16 protein-coding genes are annotated in these 16264 nt (G+C 67.9%); 11 read left to right on the top strand and 5 right to left on the bottom strand.

Features of this window, described 5'->3' with window-relative positions; all coding sequences use genetic code 11:
* The first annotated feature begins 16 nt into the window (after positions 1-16).
* Together AC1RVW_RS07875 and AC1RVW_RS07880 are read left to right on the top strand one after the other, a co-directional pair.
* Positions 17-1171, top strand: coding sequence for a GNAT family N-acetyltransferase (locus AC1RVW_RS07875; RefSeq protein ID WP_285410795.1), 1155 nt, complete (start codon positions 17-19; stop codon positions 1169-1171).
* 77 nt (positions 1172-1248) lie between these two features.
* Entirely contained in the window at positions 1249-2001 is a 753-nt protein-coding gene (locus tag AC1RVW_RS07880) for a hypothetical protein (RefSeq protein ID WP_081266301.1), read from the top strand.
* Between the two features lie 55 nt (positions 2002-2056).
* On the opposite strand, the gene ppa is transcribed toward AC1RVW_RS07880, so the two are convergent.
* A complete protein-coding gene (gene ppa / locus AC1RVW_RS07885) occupies positions 2057-2584 on the bottom strand; it encodes an inorganic diphosphatase (RefSeq protein WP_081266300.1) in 528 nt (175 codons plus the stop codon).
* A gap of 254 nt (positions 2585-2838) precedes the next feature.
* On the opposite strand from ppa, the gene AC1RVW_RS07890 reads away from it, so the two are divergent.
* The 8 genes from AC1RVW_RS07890 to AC1RVW_RS07925 are packed head-to-tail and all read left to right on the top strand — an operon-like array spanning position 2839 to position 13224.
* The gene (locus tag AC1RVW_RS07890) at positions 2839-5352 is read left to right on the top strand and encodes a sodium-translocating pyrophosphatase (protein WP_493199129.1); all 2514 of its coding nucleotides are present in this window, start codon (positions 2839-2841) and stop codon (positions 5350-5352) included.
* 1 nt (position 5353) lies between these two features.
* Complete coding sequence (locus AC1RVW_RS07895; protein WP_493199131.1) at positions 5354-5722, top strand: nuclear transport factor 2 family protein; 369 nt, start codon at positions 5354-5356, stop codon at positions 5720-5722.
* A gap of 49 nt (positions 5723-5771) precedes the next feature.
* A complete protein-coding gene (locus AC1RVW_RS07900; protein ID WP_493199133.1) occupies positions 5772-7673 on the top strand; it encodes a YhgE/Pip family protein in 1902 nt (633 codons plus the stop codon).
* 38 nt (positions 7674-7711) lie between these two features.
* Positions 7712-8449 (top strand): MerR family transcriptional regulator, encoded by a 738-nt coding sequence (locus AC1RVW_RS07905; RefSeq protein ID WP_493199134.1) that lies wholly within the window; start codon positions 7712-7714, stop codon positions 8447-8449.
* Between the two features lie 3 nt (positions 8450-8452).
* Positions 8453-9892 carry a TolC family protein gene (locus tag AC1RVW_RS07910; RefSeq protein WP_493199136.1) on the top strand — a complete coding sequence of 480 codons (1440 nt, stop codon included), beginning with the start codon at positions 8453-8455 and terminating at the stop codon, positions 9890-9892.
* Positions 9892-10878, top strand: coding sequence for an HlyD family secretion protein (locus tag AC1RVW_RS07915; protein ID WP_493199138.1), 987 nt, complete (start codon positions 9892-9894; stop codon positions 10876-10878). Before AC1RVW_RS07910 ends, AC1RVW_RS07915 begins: the two co-directional genes overlap by 1 nt.
* Positions 10879-10885: 7 nt before the next feature.
* Positions 10886-12070: an ABC transporter permease gene (locus AC1RVW_RS07920; protein ID WP_493199140.1), complete on the top strand. Its 1185-nt coding sequence runs from the start codon at positions 10886-10888 to the stop codon at positions 12068-12070.
* Positions 12070-13224, top strand: a complete 1155-nt coding sequence (locus AC1RVW_RS07925) for an ABC transporter permease (protein WP_493199142.1) — start codon at positions 12070-12072, stop codon at positions 13222-13224. Before AC1RVW_RS07920 ends, AC1RVW_RS07925 begins: the two co-directional genes overlap by 1 nt.
* Here AC1RVW_RS07925 and AC1RVW_RS07930 read toward each other — a convergent pair.
* Positions 13221-13850 (bottom strand): TetR/AcrR family transcriptional regulator, encoded by a 630-nt coding sequence (locus AC1RVW_RS07930; protein WP_081266292.1) that lies wholly within the window; start codon positions 13848-13850, stop codon positions 13221-13223. The two genes, AC1RVW_RS07925 and AC1RVW_RS07930, sit on opposite strands and share 4 nt — an antisense overlap.
* 129 nt (positions 13851-13979) lie before the next feature.
* On the opposite strand from AC1RVW_RS07930, the gene AC1RVW_RS07935 reads away from it, so the two are divergent.
* A complete protein-coding gene (locus AC1RVW_RS07935) occupies positions 13980-14825 on the top strand; it encodes a metal-dependent hydrolase (RefSeq protein WP_205367090.1) in 846 nt (281 codons plus the stop codon).
* Between the two features lie 20 nt (positions 14826-14845).
* On the opposite strand, the gene AC1RVW_RS07940 is transcribed toward AC1RVW_RS07935, so the two are convergent.
* The 3 genes from AC1RVW_RS07940 to AC1RVW_RS07950 form a co-directional block, all read right to left on the bottom strand.
* Positions 14846-15433, bottom strand: coding sequence for a hypothetical protein (locus AC1RVW_RS07940; protein ID WP_081266290.1), 588 nt, complete (start codon positions 15431-15433; stop codon positions 14846-14848).
* Between the two features lie 235 nt (positions 15434-15668).
* Positions 15669-15899 carry a hypothetical protein gene (locus AC1RVW_RS07945; RefSeq protein WP_081266289.1) on the bottom strand — a complete coding sequence of 77 codons (231 nt, stop codon included), beginning with the start codon at positions 15897-15899 and terminating at the stop codon, positions 15669-15671.
* Positions 15886-16257, bottom strand: coding sequence for a hypothetical protein (locus tag AC1RVW_RS07950; protein ID WP_081266288.1), 372 nt, complete (start codon positions 16255-16257; stop codon positions 15886-15888). Before AC1RVW_RS07950 ends, AC1RVW_RS07945 begins: the two co-directional genes overlap by 14 nt.
* Between the last annotated feature and the right edge of the window lie 7 nt (positions 16258-16264).

Consider the following 16264-nt stretch of genomic DNA (forward strand, 5'->3'; position numbering starts at 1 on the left):
GAAGGAAGAAAAAGGCTTGAACGATTATGTCATTCGGGTTCTGTCGTCGCCGTCGGACGTGAGCCCGCAGGCATGGAACGCATTGCTCGCCACGCAGGCCGAGCCTTCGCCTTTCATGCGCCACGAATACCTCTCGGCGCTGCATGAAAGCGGCAGCGCCACGCCCGCGAGCGGCTGGATGCCGCAGTTCGTCACGCTGTGGCACGGCGAGCAGTTGCATGCAGCGTGCCCGCTCTACATCAAGGACCATTCGTACGGCGAATACGTGTTCGACTGGGCCTGGGCCAACGCCTACGAGCAGCACGGGCTGGCGTACTACCCGAAGGCCGTGGTCGCGGTGCCCTTCACGCCCGTACCCGGCACCCGCCTGCTGGCCCGGGACGCGCAAAGCCGCACCTTGCTGGTGCAGGGCCTGGTGGCCCTGTGCAAGCAGGAAGCGCTGTCCTCGCTGCACCTGCTGTTCGGCGCAGACGAAGACATTGCCGCATGCACCGAGAGCGGCTTGATGCTGCGCAACACGGTGCAGTTCCACTGGACCAACGCGCAGTACGCCGACTTCGACAGCTTCCTTTCCAGCCTCTCCCACGACAAGCGCAAGAAGATCCGCCAGGAGCGCCGCAAGGTGGCCGACGCGGGCGTGAGCTTTCGCTGGTCGCGCGGCGCAGACATCTCGAAGGCCGACTGGGACTTTTTCTACCGCTGCTACGAGCGCACCTACCGCGAGCACGGCAACCCGCCCTACCTCACGCGCGATTTCTTCCGGCGCATGGCCGGCACGATGCCCGAAGCGTGGCTGCTGTTCATCGCCGAGCGCAACGGCAAGCCCATGGCCTCGAGCCTGATCGCCCTCTCGACCCAGCCCGACGAGCCGCTGGTCGCCTATGGCCGCTACTGGGGGGCGCTGGAGCGCGTCGACTGCCTGCACTTCGAGGCCTGCTACTACCAGCCGCTGGCCTGGTGCATCGAGCATGGCGCCAAACGCTTCGAGGGCGGCGCACAGGGCGAGCACAAGATGGCCCGCGCGCTGATGCCGGTCAAGACCACCAGCGCCCACTGGCTGGCGCATCCGTCGTTTGCGGACGCGGTCGAGCGTTTCCTTGAACGCGAGGGCGCGGGCATCGAGAACTACATGGACCACCTGGGCGAGCGCAGTCCCTTCAAGGCCGCCTGACCGCGGACTGGTTTTCGTGCCATGTCGGCCTGCTATAAAAACGCCCGAATCCACAACAACACCAAGGGAAACGCACCATGCCATTCGTCGGACTGGGGCTGCACGTTCTTGTCGCGCTGTTCTTTGCCGTGCATGCCATGCGCCACGGCAAGCAGATGTACTGGCTGATCATCCTGTTCAGCTTTCCGCTGCTCGGCAGCCTCGTCTACTTCGTGGTCGAGTACCTGCCGGCCTCGCGCATGCAGCGCACCGCCGGCAAGGTGGCCAGCGCGGCCATCGGGTTCATCGATCCCGAACGCGAATACCGCGCCGCTGCCGATGCCTACGACCTCGCGCCCACCGCCCAGAACAAGCTGCGCCTGGCCAAGGCTTCGCTGGACCGGGGCCAGCCCGCCGAAGCCGTGGGCCACTACCGCGATGCGCTCAAAGGCCCGCTGGCATCCGACCCCGAGCTTCAGTTCGGCCTTGCCAGCGCGCTGCTCGCCGCTGGCGGTCCGGCCTCCGGGCAGGAAGCCCTGCAGGCGATACAGGCCCTGCGCGCCACGCGCGACGATTACCGGCGCGACGAAGTCGCCCTGCTCAACGCCCGCGCACTGGCCGCCAACGGGCGTCAGCAAGAGGCACGCGAAGCCTTCGAAAGCGCCCTGAGCCAATACAACACGGTCGAGACCCGTGCCCGCTATATCGCGTGGCTGTCACAGCAAGGTGATGCCAGCGGCGCGCAACGCCACTGGGAAGAGCTCCAGCAGGCGGCGCGCCACTGGAACTCGCACGCGCGGTCGGTCAATCGCGAGTGGATGCGGCTGGCCTCGGACGCGGTCCGGGCCTGAAGCCGCCGAGCCGGGGGCATTGCGCCCCCGGAGAGCTGCCTTGCGGCAGCAGAACTTACTTCTTGTAGTTGGCGATGCCGTCCAGGATTTCCTTCTTGGCGGAGTCGATGCCTTCCCACCCCAGCACCTTGACCCACTTGCCGGCTTCCAGGTCCTTGTAGTGCTCGAAGAAGTGGCTGATGGCCTTCAGGCGCATCGGGTTCACGTCGTCGACCGATTTCCAGTGGCTGTAGATCGGCAGCACCTTGTCGGTGGGCACGGCCAGCACCTTGCCGTCGACGCCGGCTTCGTCTTCCATCATCAGGATGCCCAGCGGGCGGCACGGCACGACCACGCCCGGCAGCAGCGGGTACGGCGCGATCACCAGCACGTCGACCGGGTCGCCGTCGCCCGACAGGGTCTGCGGCACGTAGCCGTAGTTGGCGGGGTAGTACATGGCCGTCGTCATGAAGCGGTCGACGAAGATCGCGCCCGATTCCTTGTCGACTTCGTACTTGATCGGGTCGGCGTTCATCGGGATTTCGATCACGACGTTGAAGGCATCGGGGACGTTTTTGCCGGGGGAAACTTTGTCGAAGGACATGACGTTTTTCGAGTAGTTGAAAAGTATGAGACGGATGGGGACAAACCCGGAGTTTACTTTCCGTGTCACCGGCCGGTCGCACGCGCATCTGTTTTTGCCTGTAAATTGCAACCGTTGGCCAATCGGCTCCGCACCCCGGTGCAGCGAGCTTCGAGGAAGCAACGCGACGGATAGCATGGCCCCGTACGCGTTGCACGCAAGGGCCCATGCTGCCCGTCTCCACTAGTCGCAACGAACGAATGGAGAAGCAAGGCATGATCGGCAACACCCCCCTGATACTGGCAGTCGTCTGCGGCCTCGTGGCCGTGGCATATGGCTTCTGGGCCCGAAGTTGGATTCTCGCGAAGGACCCCGGCAACGCGCGCATGCAGGAAATCGCGGCGGCCATCCAGACCGGCGCCTCCGCCTACCTCGCCAAGCAGTACACGACCATCGCGGTTGTCGGCGTGGTGCTCGCCGTGTTGATCGCCCTCTTCCTCGACCTGACCACCGCGGTCGGCTTCATCGTGGGCGCGGTGCTTTCGGGCGCTTGCGGCTTCATCGGCATGAACGTGTCGGTGCGCGCCAACGTGCGCACCGCGCAGGCGGCCACGCACGGCATCGGCCCGGCGCTCGACGTCGCGTTCCGCGGCGGCGCCATCACCGGCATGCTGGTGGTGGGGCTGGGCCTGCTGGGCGTGTCGGGCTTCTACTGGTTCCTGGCGAGCGGCACGCCGGCTGCGGGCCAGAGCCTCTCGGCCATCCTCAACCCGCTGATCGGCTTCGCCTTCGGTTCATCGCTGATCTCGATCTTCGCGCGGCTGGGCGGCGGCATCTTCACCAAGGGCGCCGACGTCGGCGCCGACCTGGTGGGCAAGGTCGAGGCCGGCATTCCCGAGGACGACCCGCGCAACCCGGCCGTCATCGCCGACAACGTGGGCGACAACGTCGGCGACTGCGCCGGCATGGCGGCCGACCTGTTCGAGACCTACGCGGTGACGCTGATCGCCACCATGGTGCTGGGCGCGCTGATGGTCACGGCCGCGCCGACCAACGCGGTGCTCTATCCGCTGGCGCTGGGCGGGGTGTCGATCATCGCGTCGATCATTGGCTGCTTCTTCGTCAAGGCCTCGCCGGGCATGACCAACGTGATGCCGGCGCTCTACAAGGGCCTGGCGGTGGCGGGTGTTCTCTCGCTGATCGCATTCTGGTTCGTCACGAGCTGGCTGATTCCCGACAACGCCATCGCCCCGAGCGGCAGCCAGCTGAAGCTGTTCGGCGCCTGCTTCGTGGGACTGGCGCTCACGGCAGCGCTGGTGTGGATCACCGAGTACTACACCGGCACGCAGTACAAGCCCGTGCAGCACATCGCGCAGGCTTCGACCACCGGCCACGGCACCAACATCATCGCGGGCCTGGGCGTGTCGATGCGCTCCACCGCATGGCCGGTGATCTTCGTGTGCATCGCGATCCTGGCGTCCTACTCGCTGGCGGGCCTGTTCGGCATCGCGGTGGCTGCCACGTCGATGCTGAGCATGGCCGGCATCGTGGTCGCGCTCGACGCCTACGGCCCCATCACCGACAACGCCGGCGGCATCGCCGAGATGAGCGAACTGCCCGACAGCGTGCGCGCCGTGACCGACCCGCTCGACGCCGTGGGCAACACCACCAAGGCCGTGACCAAGGGCTACGCCATCGGCTCGGCCGGGCTCGCGTCGCTGGTGCTGTTTGCCGACTACACCCACAAGCTGGAGAGCTTCGGGCAGGCCATCAGCTTCAACCTGAGCGACCCGATGGTGATCGTCGGCCTGTTCATCGGCGGGCTGATCCCTTACCTGTTCGGCGCGATGGCCATGGAAGCCGTCGGCCGCGCGGCCGGCGCGGTGGTCGAGGAAGTGCGTCGCCAGTTCCGCGACATCCCCGGCATCATGGAAGGCACCGGCAAGCCCGAGTACGGCAAGGCGGTGGGCATGCTGACCGGCGCGGCCATCAAGGAAATGATGATCCCGTCGCTGCTGCCGGTGGTGGTGCCGATCGTGGTCGGCCTGCTGCTCGGGCCGAAGGCGCTGGGCGGGCTGCTCATGGGCACCATCGTCACCGGCCTGTTCGTCGCCATCTCGATGTGCACGGGCGGCGGCGCATGGGACAACGCCAAGAAGTACATCGAGGACGGGCACCACGGCGGCAAGGGTTCCGAGGCGCACAAGGCGGCCGTCACCGGCGACACCGTGGGCGACCCCTACAAGGACACCGCCGGCCCGGCCGTGAACCCGCTGATCAAGATCATCAACATCGTGGCGCTGCTCATCGTGCCGCTGGTGGTGAAGTTCCACGCCGGCGATGCGGCGGCCGCCGTGCCGACGAAGATCGAGACGCCGCCCGCCGCGACGGCCCCGGCAGCCATGGCGCCGTCGACGCCCGGCGCGGTGGTGGCTGCAGGCGCCGTGTCGGCCGTGGAAACCGCTGCGGTGAAGGTGGAGAACGGCGTCGTCAAGTTCTACTTCGCGACCGCCAGCGCCGAGGTGGCGCCCAACGCCAGGGAAGCCCTGGCCGACGTCATCAAGGCGGTGCAGAGCGGCAGCACCGTGCTCGTGAGCGGCTACCACGACGCCAGCGGCGACCCGGCGAAAAATGCCGAGTTGGCCAAGCAGCGCGCCATGGCCGTGAGCGACGCGCTCAAGGCGGCCGGCGCGCCCGAAGACAAGATCGAGCTCGCCAAGCCCGAGCAATCGCAGGCCGACGGGCCGCCTTCGGAGGCCCGCCGCGTGGAAGTCAAAGTAAAGTCTTGAGATGCCCACACCCGCCCGACTCGAATCGTTCATTGCCGCTGTAGAAGGCGGCGCGCATGCCAAGGCCATCGAGGACTACTACACCGAAGATGCGACCATGCGCGAGAACCAGGCCGAGCCGCGGCGGGGCCGCAGCACGCTGGTGGCGCAGGAAAGCGCCGTGCTGGCGCGCACCGAGTCGGTGGTGTCCACCTGCGTGCGGCCGGTGCTGGTGAATGGCGACCACGTCGCCATTCACTGGATCTTCGAGTTCAGCTTCAAGGGCGGCGGAAAAATGCGCATGGAAGAAATCGCTTGGCAGCGCTGGGTGGGCGAGCGCATCGCCGAAGAGCAGTTCTTCTACGACCCGGCACAGAAGAAGCCGGCCTGAAACCTCCCGCACGCCGCCCCGTCCATGGCGCTGAAGACTCCGTAGCTCCATGAATTACCTCCGCGCCCTCGTCGCCGGCACCCTGGCCATTGCCAGTGCGGAGCTTGCGGTCGTGCGGCGCTTTCCGCGCATCCTGCTGGCCATCGTCGCGGTCGGCATGGTGCCGGCGATCTATGCGCTGATCTACCTGACGAGCGTCTGGGACCCGGCCGGCCACACGGCCGACCTGCCCGCCGCCATCGTGAACAAGGATCGGGGCGTGACCTACATGGCGCATTCGGTCAACGTCGGCGAGCAGCTCACAAGCACCCTGCTGGCCAAGCGCGCCTTCGGCTTTCGCGTGATGACCGACGAAGAAGAGGCGCGCGCCGAAGTGCGGCGCGGCACGCTCGCCTTCGCCCTGCTGATTCCGCCGGACTTCAGCGCCGATGCGGTGCCCGGCGCGCAGCGCGGCGCGGGGCGGCTGGTGGTCTACACCTCCGAGGGCAACAACTACAGCTCCGCCGGCCTCGCCCGCCGCTTCGCGGGCGAACTGGGGCACCAGGTCAACGAGATGCTCAACGAGCAGCGCTGGACGCTCGTGCTCAACGCGGCGGCCGGCTCTCAGCAGCGGCTGGAGCAGCTCAAGCAGGCATTGCTGACCCTGCGAGACGGCTCGCAGACGCTCGCCGCTGGCACCGCTCAATACAGCACCGCCGCGCGGGAGGTAGGCAACGGGTTCAAGCAGGTCAATGGCGGCATCCGCCTCATCCAGTCGATGCTGCCGGCCGACGCGGACCTGCGCGCGCTCAAGAGCGGCGCGCAACAGCTCACGGCGGGCCAGCACGAACTCGGCTCGGGCCTGGTGCAGATCGGCGACGGCCTCGACCAGCTCCACGGCGGCGCCGGCCAACTGGGCGACGGCGCACGCCGGCTGCAGCGGGAGTCGGCCGACATTCCCTTCGTGGGCGAACGCATCGCCAAGGGCGCCGGCGAACTCGCGGGTGGCGCGGACAAGCTGCGCGGCGGGCTCGAGCAGGCACAGGCCGCCATGAGCAAGGCACAGGACGGCAGCCAGAAGCTCGACGCCGGTGCCACGGCGCTCGAAGGCGGCGTCGGCAAGCTCACCGACGGCATGGGCGCGCTGTCCGCCGGCATCCGCACCATGGCCGGCAAGCTGCCCGAAGACCGCAAGCTCGATGAGTTCGTGCAGGGCGGCACGCAGCTCGCACAGGGCGCACAGAGGCTGCTGACCGGCGTGCGCACCATCGAAGCCGCCCTTCCCGCTTCGATCACCCGCATCCAGGGCAGCGCCTCGGGCCTGGCCGACTCGGTGGAGCCCAGGGTGGAGGTGGTGGCGCCGGTGGCCAACAACGGCAGCGCCTTCGTGCCGAACATGGTGTCGGTCGCGCTGTGGATCGGCGCGGTGATGGCCGGCTACCTGTTCAACATCCGCATCGTGCTGTCGGACCACACGCACTACCCCAAGCTCGCCAAGACGCTCGGCAAGATCACCATGCCCGCGCTGATCGTGCTGCTGCAGGCGGCGCTGGTGCTGGCCACGCTGCTGGGCGTGCTGCAGGTGCAGGCGCCGCACGTGGCGGCCCTGGCGCTCACGATGGCGCTGGCCTCGCTGGTGTTCCTGGTGGTGCTGTTCGCCATCCTGCATGTGTTCGGCGACTTCGGCCGCATCCTGACCGTGCTGCTGCTCACGCTGCAGCTTTCGGCCGGCGGCGGCGTGCTGCCGGTGGAACTGTCGGCCGGCTTCTTCCGCACGGTACACAGCTGGCTGCCGTTCAGCTGGGTGGTGCAGGCCTTCCGGGCGGTGATGTTCGGCGCCTTCGACAACGGATGGGTGCATGCCTGCGGCGTGGTGCTGCTGTCGGGCGCGGTGGCGGTCGGGCTGATGGCCATCTTCGGCAGGTGGAAAGACGTGCTGCTGGCCGACTACAAGCCCACGATCCAGGTCTGATGAATACAACACTTCCGATGTAACATACAATCTGTCGGATGAACACGCCCGCCGTGCCCGCTACCGATGCCACCCCTGCCGCCGAGGATCTTTCCATCGAGGCACTGGCAACGCGCACCGGCGTCACGGTTCGCAACATCCGCGCCTACACCACCGCCGGGCTGTTGCCGCCGCCCCGTCTGCGCGGCCGTCTCGGGCTCTATGGCGAAGACCATGCGCAGCGCCTCGCGCTGATCCGCGAGCTGCGCGACCAAGGCTTCGGCATCGAGGCGATCCGCCGCATCTTCGGGCGTGCACCGGCTTCCGTGTGGGGTGACCTCGTCTCGGTCGCACGCTCGATGTCGGGCAGCCTGTTCGCTTCGGAAACGCCCGTGGTCGTGTCCGCCAAGAGCCTCGCTGCCAAGTGGAACGGCCAGATGACGCCCGCCCTGCTCGCCCGCGCCAGCAAGGCCGGGCTCATGCGCGAGTTGCCCGACGGGCAGGTGCAAATGCTCAGCCCCGCACTCGGGCAGGTGGCCGAGCAGCTCGCCGCCCTCGGCCTGCCGCTGGAGCAGGTCATCGGCATGCAGGAAACCATGGCGCGCACCCTGCGCACCGTGGCAAGGCACTGGCTGCGCACCCTGGCCGACAGCCTGCTGACGGGCGACGCCATCGACGCCGAACGCACGGCCCAGCTGCTGGAGAAGGCGCGGCCGCTCGCCACCGGCGCGGTGCAAGCCGCGTTCCCCGTGATCCTGCAGCAGGAACTCGACGCCCTGCTGCACAAGACCGCCTGACCGATGACAAGCTCCCGCCCCCTTCATCCCTCCTTGTTGCTGCTGCCGGCGCTGCTGATGCTGGGCGGCCCGGCGTTCGCGCAAGCCCAGGCGCAGCCCCGCGGCGACAGCGCCCTGGCCCTGAGCTTCGACGCCGCCCGCGCGCGCATGGTCGACCGCTCCGACAAGCTGGCCGCCGCCCGCGCGGCCGTCGACGCCAAGGAACTGCAGAGCCAGGGCCTCAAGGGCCTGGGCGGCCCGACGGTCGCCGTCTCGGGGCTGGCCTATGCCTACAACGCCAACCTGAACCTCGACCTCGATCCGCTCAACCAGAAGCTCGGGCAGATCGGCTCGGCGCTGCCGTCGTCGATCCAGAGCCTTGTCTCGCGCGTGCCGATTCCGCAGCTGCCCAACAGCTACACGCTGAACCGGCACGACAGCGGCGCCAACGCTTCGATCTCCGCCGTGTGGCCGATCTACCTGGGCGGCGCGACCGATGCGGTGCGCGGCTTCGTGTCGGCGCAAACGCGGGAGGCCGAAGCCGATGCCGAGCAGGCCGGCCACGAGGTCGACACGCTGCTGGTGCAGCGCTACTTCGGCGCCCAGCTTGCGCAGCGCGCGGCCGTGCTGCGCGCGCAGGCCGAGCGCACCATCGCGCAGCACGATTCGGCGGCGCAGAAGATGCTCGCGGCCGGCGTGATCTCGCGCGTGGAGCGGCTGCAGGCCAGCGCCGCCTATGAAGAAGCGCGGCGCAACGCCCGCAAGGCGGAGAACGACGCCGCGCTGGCCGGCGTGGCGCTTGCACGCACGCTGCGCGCCGACGGCACGGTGGTGCCGCAGACGCCGCTGTTCCTCATCAGCACGCCTGTCGAGCCGCTGGGCTACTTCATCGATTCGGCGCTCACGCGGCATCCGGGCCTGGGCAAGGTCGCGGCAAAGAAGTCGCAGGCCGAGCAACTGCACAAAGGCGAGGAAGCGCTGCGCCGCCCGCAGGTCATCGCCTTCGGCACGCGCGAAATCAAGAGCGGCAACGCCGACTGGGTGGCCGGCGTCGGCGTGCGCTGGACGCTGTACGACTCGGTCGACCGCGACGCGCTGTCGGCCTCATCGCTCAAGCAGGTGGAGCAGGCAGAACGCACCGGCGCCCAGGCGCGCAGCGACATCGCGCTGCTGGTCGAGCGCAACTGGCGCGCGCTGGAAAACGCGCGCCGCCAGTATCTGGAAATGAAGGCCTCGGTCGAGCTGGCGCAAGAGGTCGTCAAGCTGCGCACCTCCGGCCTGCGCGAAGGCACGAGCACCACGCTCGACCTGATCGATGCCGAGACCAACCAGGCCAAGGTGCTGACCGAACGCGCGCAAGCCGCCAACGACTACGTGCAGGCGCTCGCGCAACTGCTCGAAAGCGCGGGCCTGTCCGAGAAGTTTTCCGACTACATCGCGCGTGCAGACGTGAAGGTGAATTGATGATGAGTGCCAAGACCCGAAAACTGATCGCGATCCTGGTCGCGCTGCTCGTGCTCGCGCTGCTGGTCTGGGGCTTCTGGCGCGCGTCGCAGCCTGCGCCCGAGGTGTTCCAGGGCCAGATGGAAGCGCGCGAGACCGACGTCGCCGGCAAGGTGACGGCACGCGTGGCCGAAGTGGCGGTGAAGGAAGGCGACCGCATCCAGGCCGGCGCGGTGCTGGTGCGCATGGACAGCCCCGAAGTGCGCGCCAAGCTCGCGCAGGCGACCGCCGCCGAACAGGCCGCGCAGGCCGTGGCAGAGAAGGCGCAGAACGGCGCCCGCCCGCAGGAAGTGGAAATGGCGCGCATGCAATGGCAGCGCGCCGAAACGGCCGCGCAACTGGCGCAGACCTCGTTCCGCCGCGTCGACGGGCTGGCGCGCGAAGGCCTGGTGGCCGACCAGAAGCGCGACGAGGCCGAAGCCAACTGGAAAGCCTCGCGCGACGCCGCCATCGCGGCCAGGGCGCAGTACGACATGGCGCGCACCGGCGCCCGCCCCGAAGACAAGGCCGCCGCCAGCGCACAGGCCCGCCAGGTGGCCGGCGTGGTGGCCGAGGCGGAAGCCGCCAAGGCCGAGACCGAGCTTCGCAGCCCCGTCGGCGGCGAGGTGGCGAAGGTGCTGGCCAAGGTGGGCGAACTGTCGCCGCAAGGTGTGGCGGTCGTCACCGTGGTCGACCTGAGCGACCAGTGGGTGGTGCTCAACGTGCGCGAAGACCGGCTCTCCCGTTTCGCGCTCGGCAACGAATTCGACGCACGCCTGCCCGCGCTGCCCGAAGGCAAGCGCACCGCCCGCTTCAAGGTCTACTACAGCGCCGTGCTGCCCGACTTCGCGACCTGGCGCGCCACGCGCGGCGGCGCGGGCTTCGACGTGCGTACCTTCGAGGTCCGCGCGCGCCCGCTCAAGCCCATCGACGGCGCGCGTCCCGGCATGAGCGTGCTGGTCGACTGAGTCCGCGATGAGCCTGCGCGGCTTTTCCGCTGCCAGCGCACGGCGCGAGTTCGCGCTGCTGCGCACGCGCCCCTGGGACCTGGCCATGGTCTCGTGGGTGCCGCTGCTCGCGGTCTTCCTGATCTGGTGGATCTTTTCCGCCGGCCTGCCCGAGCGACTGCCCATCGGCGTGCTCGACCAGGACCACTCCTCGCTCTCGCGCCAGGTGGTGCGCTTTCTCGACGCCACGCCGGGCCTGCGCGTGGTGCAGCAATACAGTGACGAAGGCGAGATGGCGCGCGCCCTGGCCAGCGGCGCCGTCGACGCGGCGGTGCAGCTGCCGCGGGACCTGAGCCGCGACGTGAAGCAGGGTCGCGTCGGCCAGGTCGTGCTGCTGCACAACGCGCAGCTGGGCACGCATTCGAGCCTGATCCAGCGCGACGTGCGCACCGCCGTGGCCACGGTGTCGGGCGGGGTGGAGCTCACCGTGCGCAACAAGCGCGGCGAATCGATGAGGGCCGCGCGCGCGAGCATGGAGCCGGTCAAGGCGAGCATGGTCGCGCTGTTCAACACCTCGACCGACTACGAACAGTTCCTCGGCGCGGCGCTGGTTCCCGCGCTGCTCCACATCCTCGCGATGACGGCCGGCGCATGGTCCGTGGGCCGCGAACTGCGAGACCGCAGCATCGGCGAATGGCTCGGCGCCGCGCCGCGCTGGCATGAGGCGCTGGCTGCATTGGCGGGCAAGCTGGCGCTGCCCTTCCTGAGCCTTTGCGCGGTGGCGATCGCGGCCATGCTGTGGATCACGGCGGGACGCGGCTGGCACCCGGTCGGTTCGCTCGGCTGGACGCTGTTCGCGCTGGTGGTGTTCCTGGCGCTGTCGGTGGCGCTCGGCGCCTTCGTGTCGAGCCTCACGCGCTCGCTGCGCACCGCGCTGTCGGCCACGGGCTTCATCACCGCGCCGGCGTTCGCTTTCGGCGGCGTGGGCTTTCCGCTGGTCGCGATGCCGCTGTTCGCGCGCATGTGGGCCAACCTGCTGCCCTACACGCACTACATCCGCGTGCAGATGGAACAGTTGCAGATGGGCGCGCCGCTGCTCTATTCGGTGGCGACGCCGCTGTGGATGGTGCTGGGCACGGCCGTGCTGCTGGCCGCCTCTGCCGCCGCGCTGGTGCGCGCGGCCCGCGCGCCCGACACCTGGGGAGGCCGCTGATGACGACGAGCGAGCGCACCGGCTTCGGCGCCGCCTGGCGCGACACCGCCCTGGCGGTGCTGCGCGACAAGGGCGTGCTGCTGATCATGCTGATCGCGCCGGTCATCTACGGCTTCTTCTATCCGTGGCCCTACGGCACGCAGGCCGTCACGCGCGTGCCGGTGGCGGTGGTCGACCAGGACCACAGCGCGCTGTCGCGCCAGATCGCGCGCTTCGCAATGGCCAATCCGCGGCTGGACGTGCGCATGGTCACGTCCGACGTGCACGAGGCGCAGCAGGCGCTCTGGCGCGGCGAGATCGAGGGCTACGCGCTGCTGCCGGCGGACCTCAAGCGCAACGTGCTGCGCGGCACCCCGGCGGTGGTCACCATCGAAGGCAACGGCGCGTATGCGCTGTTGAACAAGGCGGTGCTGTACGGTTTCTCGGAAACGGTCGGCACCGTGTCGGCGGGCGTGGAGATACGCAAGCTGCAGGCCGGCGGCCAGAGCGCGGTGCAGGCCGCGCGCAGTCGCAGCCCGCTCAACACGCAGCTGGTGGCGCTGTTCAACCCGACCGAAGGCTACGGCAGCTACGTGGTGCCGGCGGTGGCCCTGCTGATACTGCAGCAGACGTTGCTGATGGGCGCGGCGATGCTGGCCGGCACCTGGGCCGAAGCCGGACGGCTGCGGGCTTCCATGGGCGCGTGGCTGGGGCGGCTGGGGGCGCTTTCGGGTTTCGGCTTCCTGAGCGGGCTGTTCTATTTCGGCTGGGTGTTCTTCCTGCAGGACTACCCGCGCGGCGGCAACCCGCTGGGGGCGATGGTGCTGCTCGCTTTTTATGTGCCTGCCATCTGCACGCTCGGCCTGCTGCTGGGCTGCTGGTTCCGCGACCGCGAGCGGGCCTTGCAGGTGCTGTTGTTCACTGCTTTGCCAATAGCGTTTCTCTCGGGCTTCTCATGGCCGGTGGAGGCCTTGCCGGGGCCGCTGCAGGCGCTGCGCTGGCTGTTTCCGAGCACCGCCGGCATCCAGGGCTCGCTGCGCCTCAACCAGATGGGGGCGCCGCTGCATGACGTGCTGCCCTATCTCGGGGCACTGCTGGCGCTGACGCTGGCCGGCCTGCTCGCGCTGTGGCTGGCGGCCACCCCGCGCGGCAGCATGCAAGCCCGGCGCGCCTAGCGCAGGCTTTCGGCAGCCACGGCCCGCACCAGCCGGGTCGCGGGCGCCACCAGTTCGCGCAGATCGCCCGCGCGGTCCTGCTCGATGGCCTGCAGCACCAGTTCGTTGATGCCGCCGACCACGGTCATCGCCATCTCGCTCGTCAGGTGTGCCGAGGGCTCTTCAGCGCCGCCGGCACTGTTGATGGCGACCTGGATGAAGTTGGCGATCTCGTCATTCACCCGGCGGCGCACCACCAGCCCCGGCATGCCCAGCCCGAGGATCTCCACGAAGAGCGTGCGCAGCAGCACCGGGTCTTGCGCGAGGTAATCGAAATACGCCGTCATGGCCTGCTCGACCTGCGCATGCCAGGGCTGCACCGGGTCGAAGGCTTCGCTCACCGCCTGGAGGGCGAGCCGGCTCGCGGTTTCATACAGCGCAATCAGGCATTCGGTCTTGGTGCTGAAATGTTCGTAGAACGTGCGGCGCGACACGGCCGCCTCGCGCACGATGTCGGCAATGGTCGTCTCGGCATAGCCCTTGGCCGCCACTGCCTGCGCCATGCCCTGGAGAAGCCGGTTGTAATGCTCGCTCGCCGGGCCGTCGGGAGACTTCGGCGTCACGGCCTTTTCAATGGTTTCGCTCATGGATGGAACATTTTCCTACGCCTTGGTACTTGACAGTACCAACGACCGGCCGCACCATGGAGGCATGCGGTACGAAGATGTACCAACCCTCCTCCCACGCATTGCGTGCTTTCTTCGAGGCTTGATTTCATGACTGAACTCGTTGTCCGACGCCTTCTGATCGACCTGCAACCGCCGTTCGCCCGAGACTGGTGTGGCGGCGATGCATTCTCGACCGCTTTCTTCAATGCCCTGTCGATGAGTTTCCCCTTTGGAGAACAATTCTTCATCGACGCCGTGCGCGATGCCGTGGCCACCCTGCCGCCCGAGGTGCAGGAACAGCACCGCGCCGACGTGCGCGGCTTCATCGGCCAGGAAGCGACGCACCGGCGCATTCACTCGCTGTTCAACAGCCATCTCGAGAGCCAGGGCCTGGTCGATGGCTGGACGGCACGCGCCAGCAAGCGCCTGAAACTGATGGAAGACGCCGATCCGCGCCATGCGCTGGCGGTCACGGCTGCCACCGAGCACTTCACCGCCATGTTCGCCGAATGGCTGCTCGCCCACCCCGAAATTCTCGACGGCGCCGAGCCCCGGCTGCGCACCATGTGGCTCTGGCACAGCGCCGAAGAGCTGGAGCACAAGAGCGTCGCCTTCGACATCTACAAGGCCGCTGGCGGCTCCGACGAATGGCGCAAGCGCTGGTTCCGCCGCGTGACGATGATGTTCCTGGGCGACCTGATGCGCCAGACCGTCGACAACCTGCGCCACGAGAAGCAACTGTGGAAGTGGTCGACCTGGAAGAGCGCGGCGCGCATTCTGCTGAGCCGCGATGGCCTGCTGCGCGGCAACCTCGCGGGCTGGCGCAGCTACCTGCGCGCGGACTTCCATCCGATGCAGCAGGACAGCACCTTGTCCGAACGCTGGCTGGAAAACAACCGGGCGCAGTACACGCCCGTCGGCGGCCCGGCGCCGGAAGCGGCCGCGGCGCGCTGAAAAACCAACGCGTCAGAAGATCAGAAGAAGGTGGCGCGCTGCGTGGTGTTGCCGCCGGACTGCTGGTGTTCGGGGCGCAGCGTGAGGTCGTGCAGCGTGTCGAAGTCCGACGGGGCGTCGGGCACCCGCATCACCACTTCGAGTTCATGCATCGACGCGACCCAGCGGCCGGCTGGCGACTCGGCAGGCTCGTCGTTGGCGAACACGCCGTCGCGGATGTAGAGCGTTTCGCCCTCGGCGCGCTCGGCATGCAGCTCGATCAGTCGCGCAATCGAAAAGTTGTACGTCACGAGCTTCTCGCGCGTCTTGCGGTCCTTGCCACCGCAGTTGAACGAGCCTTCGGCCGCAATGACGATGCAGGAACCGTCCACGCCCCCGTCCGCGTCGATCTCGTTGCCGGAGCGCCAGATGGCATTCGGCAGGCGCACGCGCACCTTGTCGATGACGAGATCCCGCTGCTTGTTGAGGCTGCCGAGAGGCGGCACCAGCGAACGCAGCTGGCGCAGCCGCTCCGCGAAGTTGTCGTCCATGAGGAATTCGACATGGTGCGTGGCGCTACCCGATGAACGCCTGACCACCTGCATGACGACATGACGCGGCTTAGCCATGGCTGAACCCCTTTGCGAGCGTTGAAATCCACGCCCTGCGAAGGACGTCAACGGCTTGGCTGCAATTCATTGAGACGACTGAAATTAGAACTTTTGAATAAATGCAATTACGTGCATTATTTGTTTCCAACTGTATATCCAAATCGAGTCGCCGGGGAAGCCAATCCGTGACCTGGGCGCAAGGAAATGTCGCCAAAACGTCTCGCCGCCGTGCTAGCGGCAAGACCGAACGGGCTTATTCCAGGGCTTCGTCGAGCGCTTTGCACGAAGGCGCGCAAACCGTCTGCGACTTGCCCAGCACCTGGCGGGTGCGCAATTGCGAGCGCACGCGGTGCTTGCCGCACATGAAGCAGGACATGGTCGCCCCGCTGAACGAAGCCGAGGCCCTGAACGGCGAGCCCGGCGTCTTCGATTTGTAGCGCAGGCCGTCCGCCACCACAGCCGTCTTTACTTCACCCTTCGCCATGCGTCTTGTCCTTGTTGTTCGGTTGGGCACCGCGCATGGCGCGGGCAATGGCTTCACGGGCACTGACTTCGGCCGAAAGAGAAGCGTCGAGCGCCGACCGGCAAAGGCCGGCGTGCTGATAGTTGAGATTTTCGTACACCTCGGCCGCGGCCGGGTAGGCGTCGAGCAGGCGGCCCAGTTCGGCCCCCTGTTCGACATCCTCGAACTCGTGGACAAGGTGCTCGACCACCGAGCGGTATTGCTCGGCGCCGACGGGCACGGGGCTGTGCTCGAGCTTTTCCAGCAGTTGAGCCAGCACGTGGGTCACTGCCAGATCGGTCTTGGGAGACGGATTACGGGTCGTGTTCATGGTTTGCATCTGGGGG

The organism is Variovorax sp. MPBD4-3, assembly GCF_058809745.1.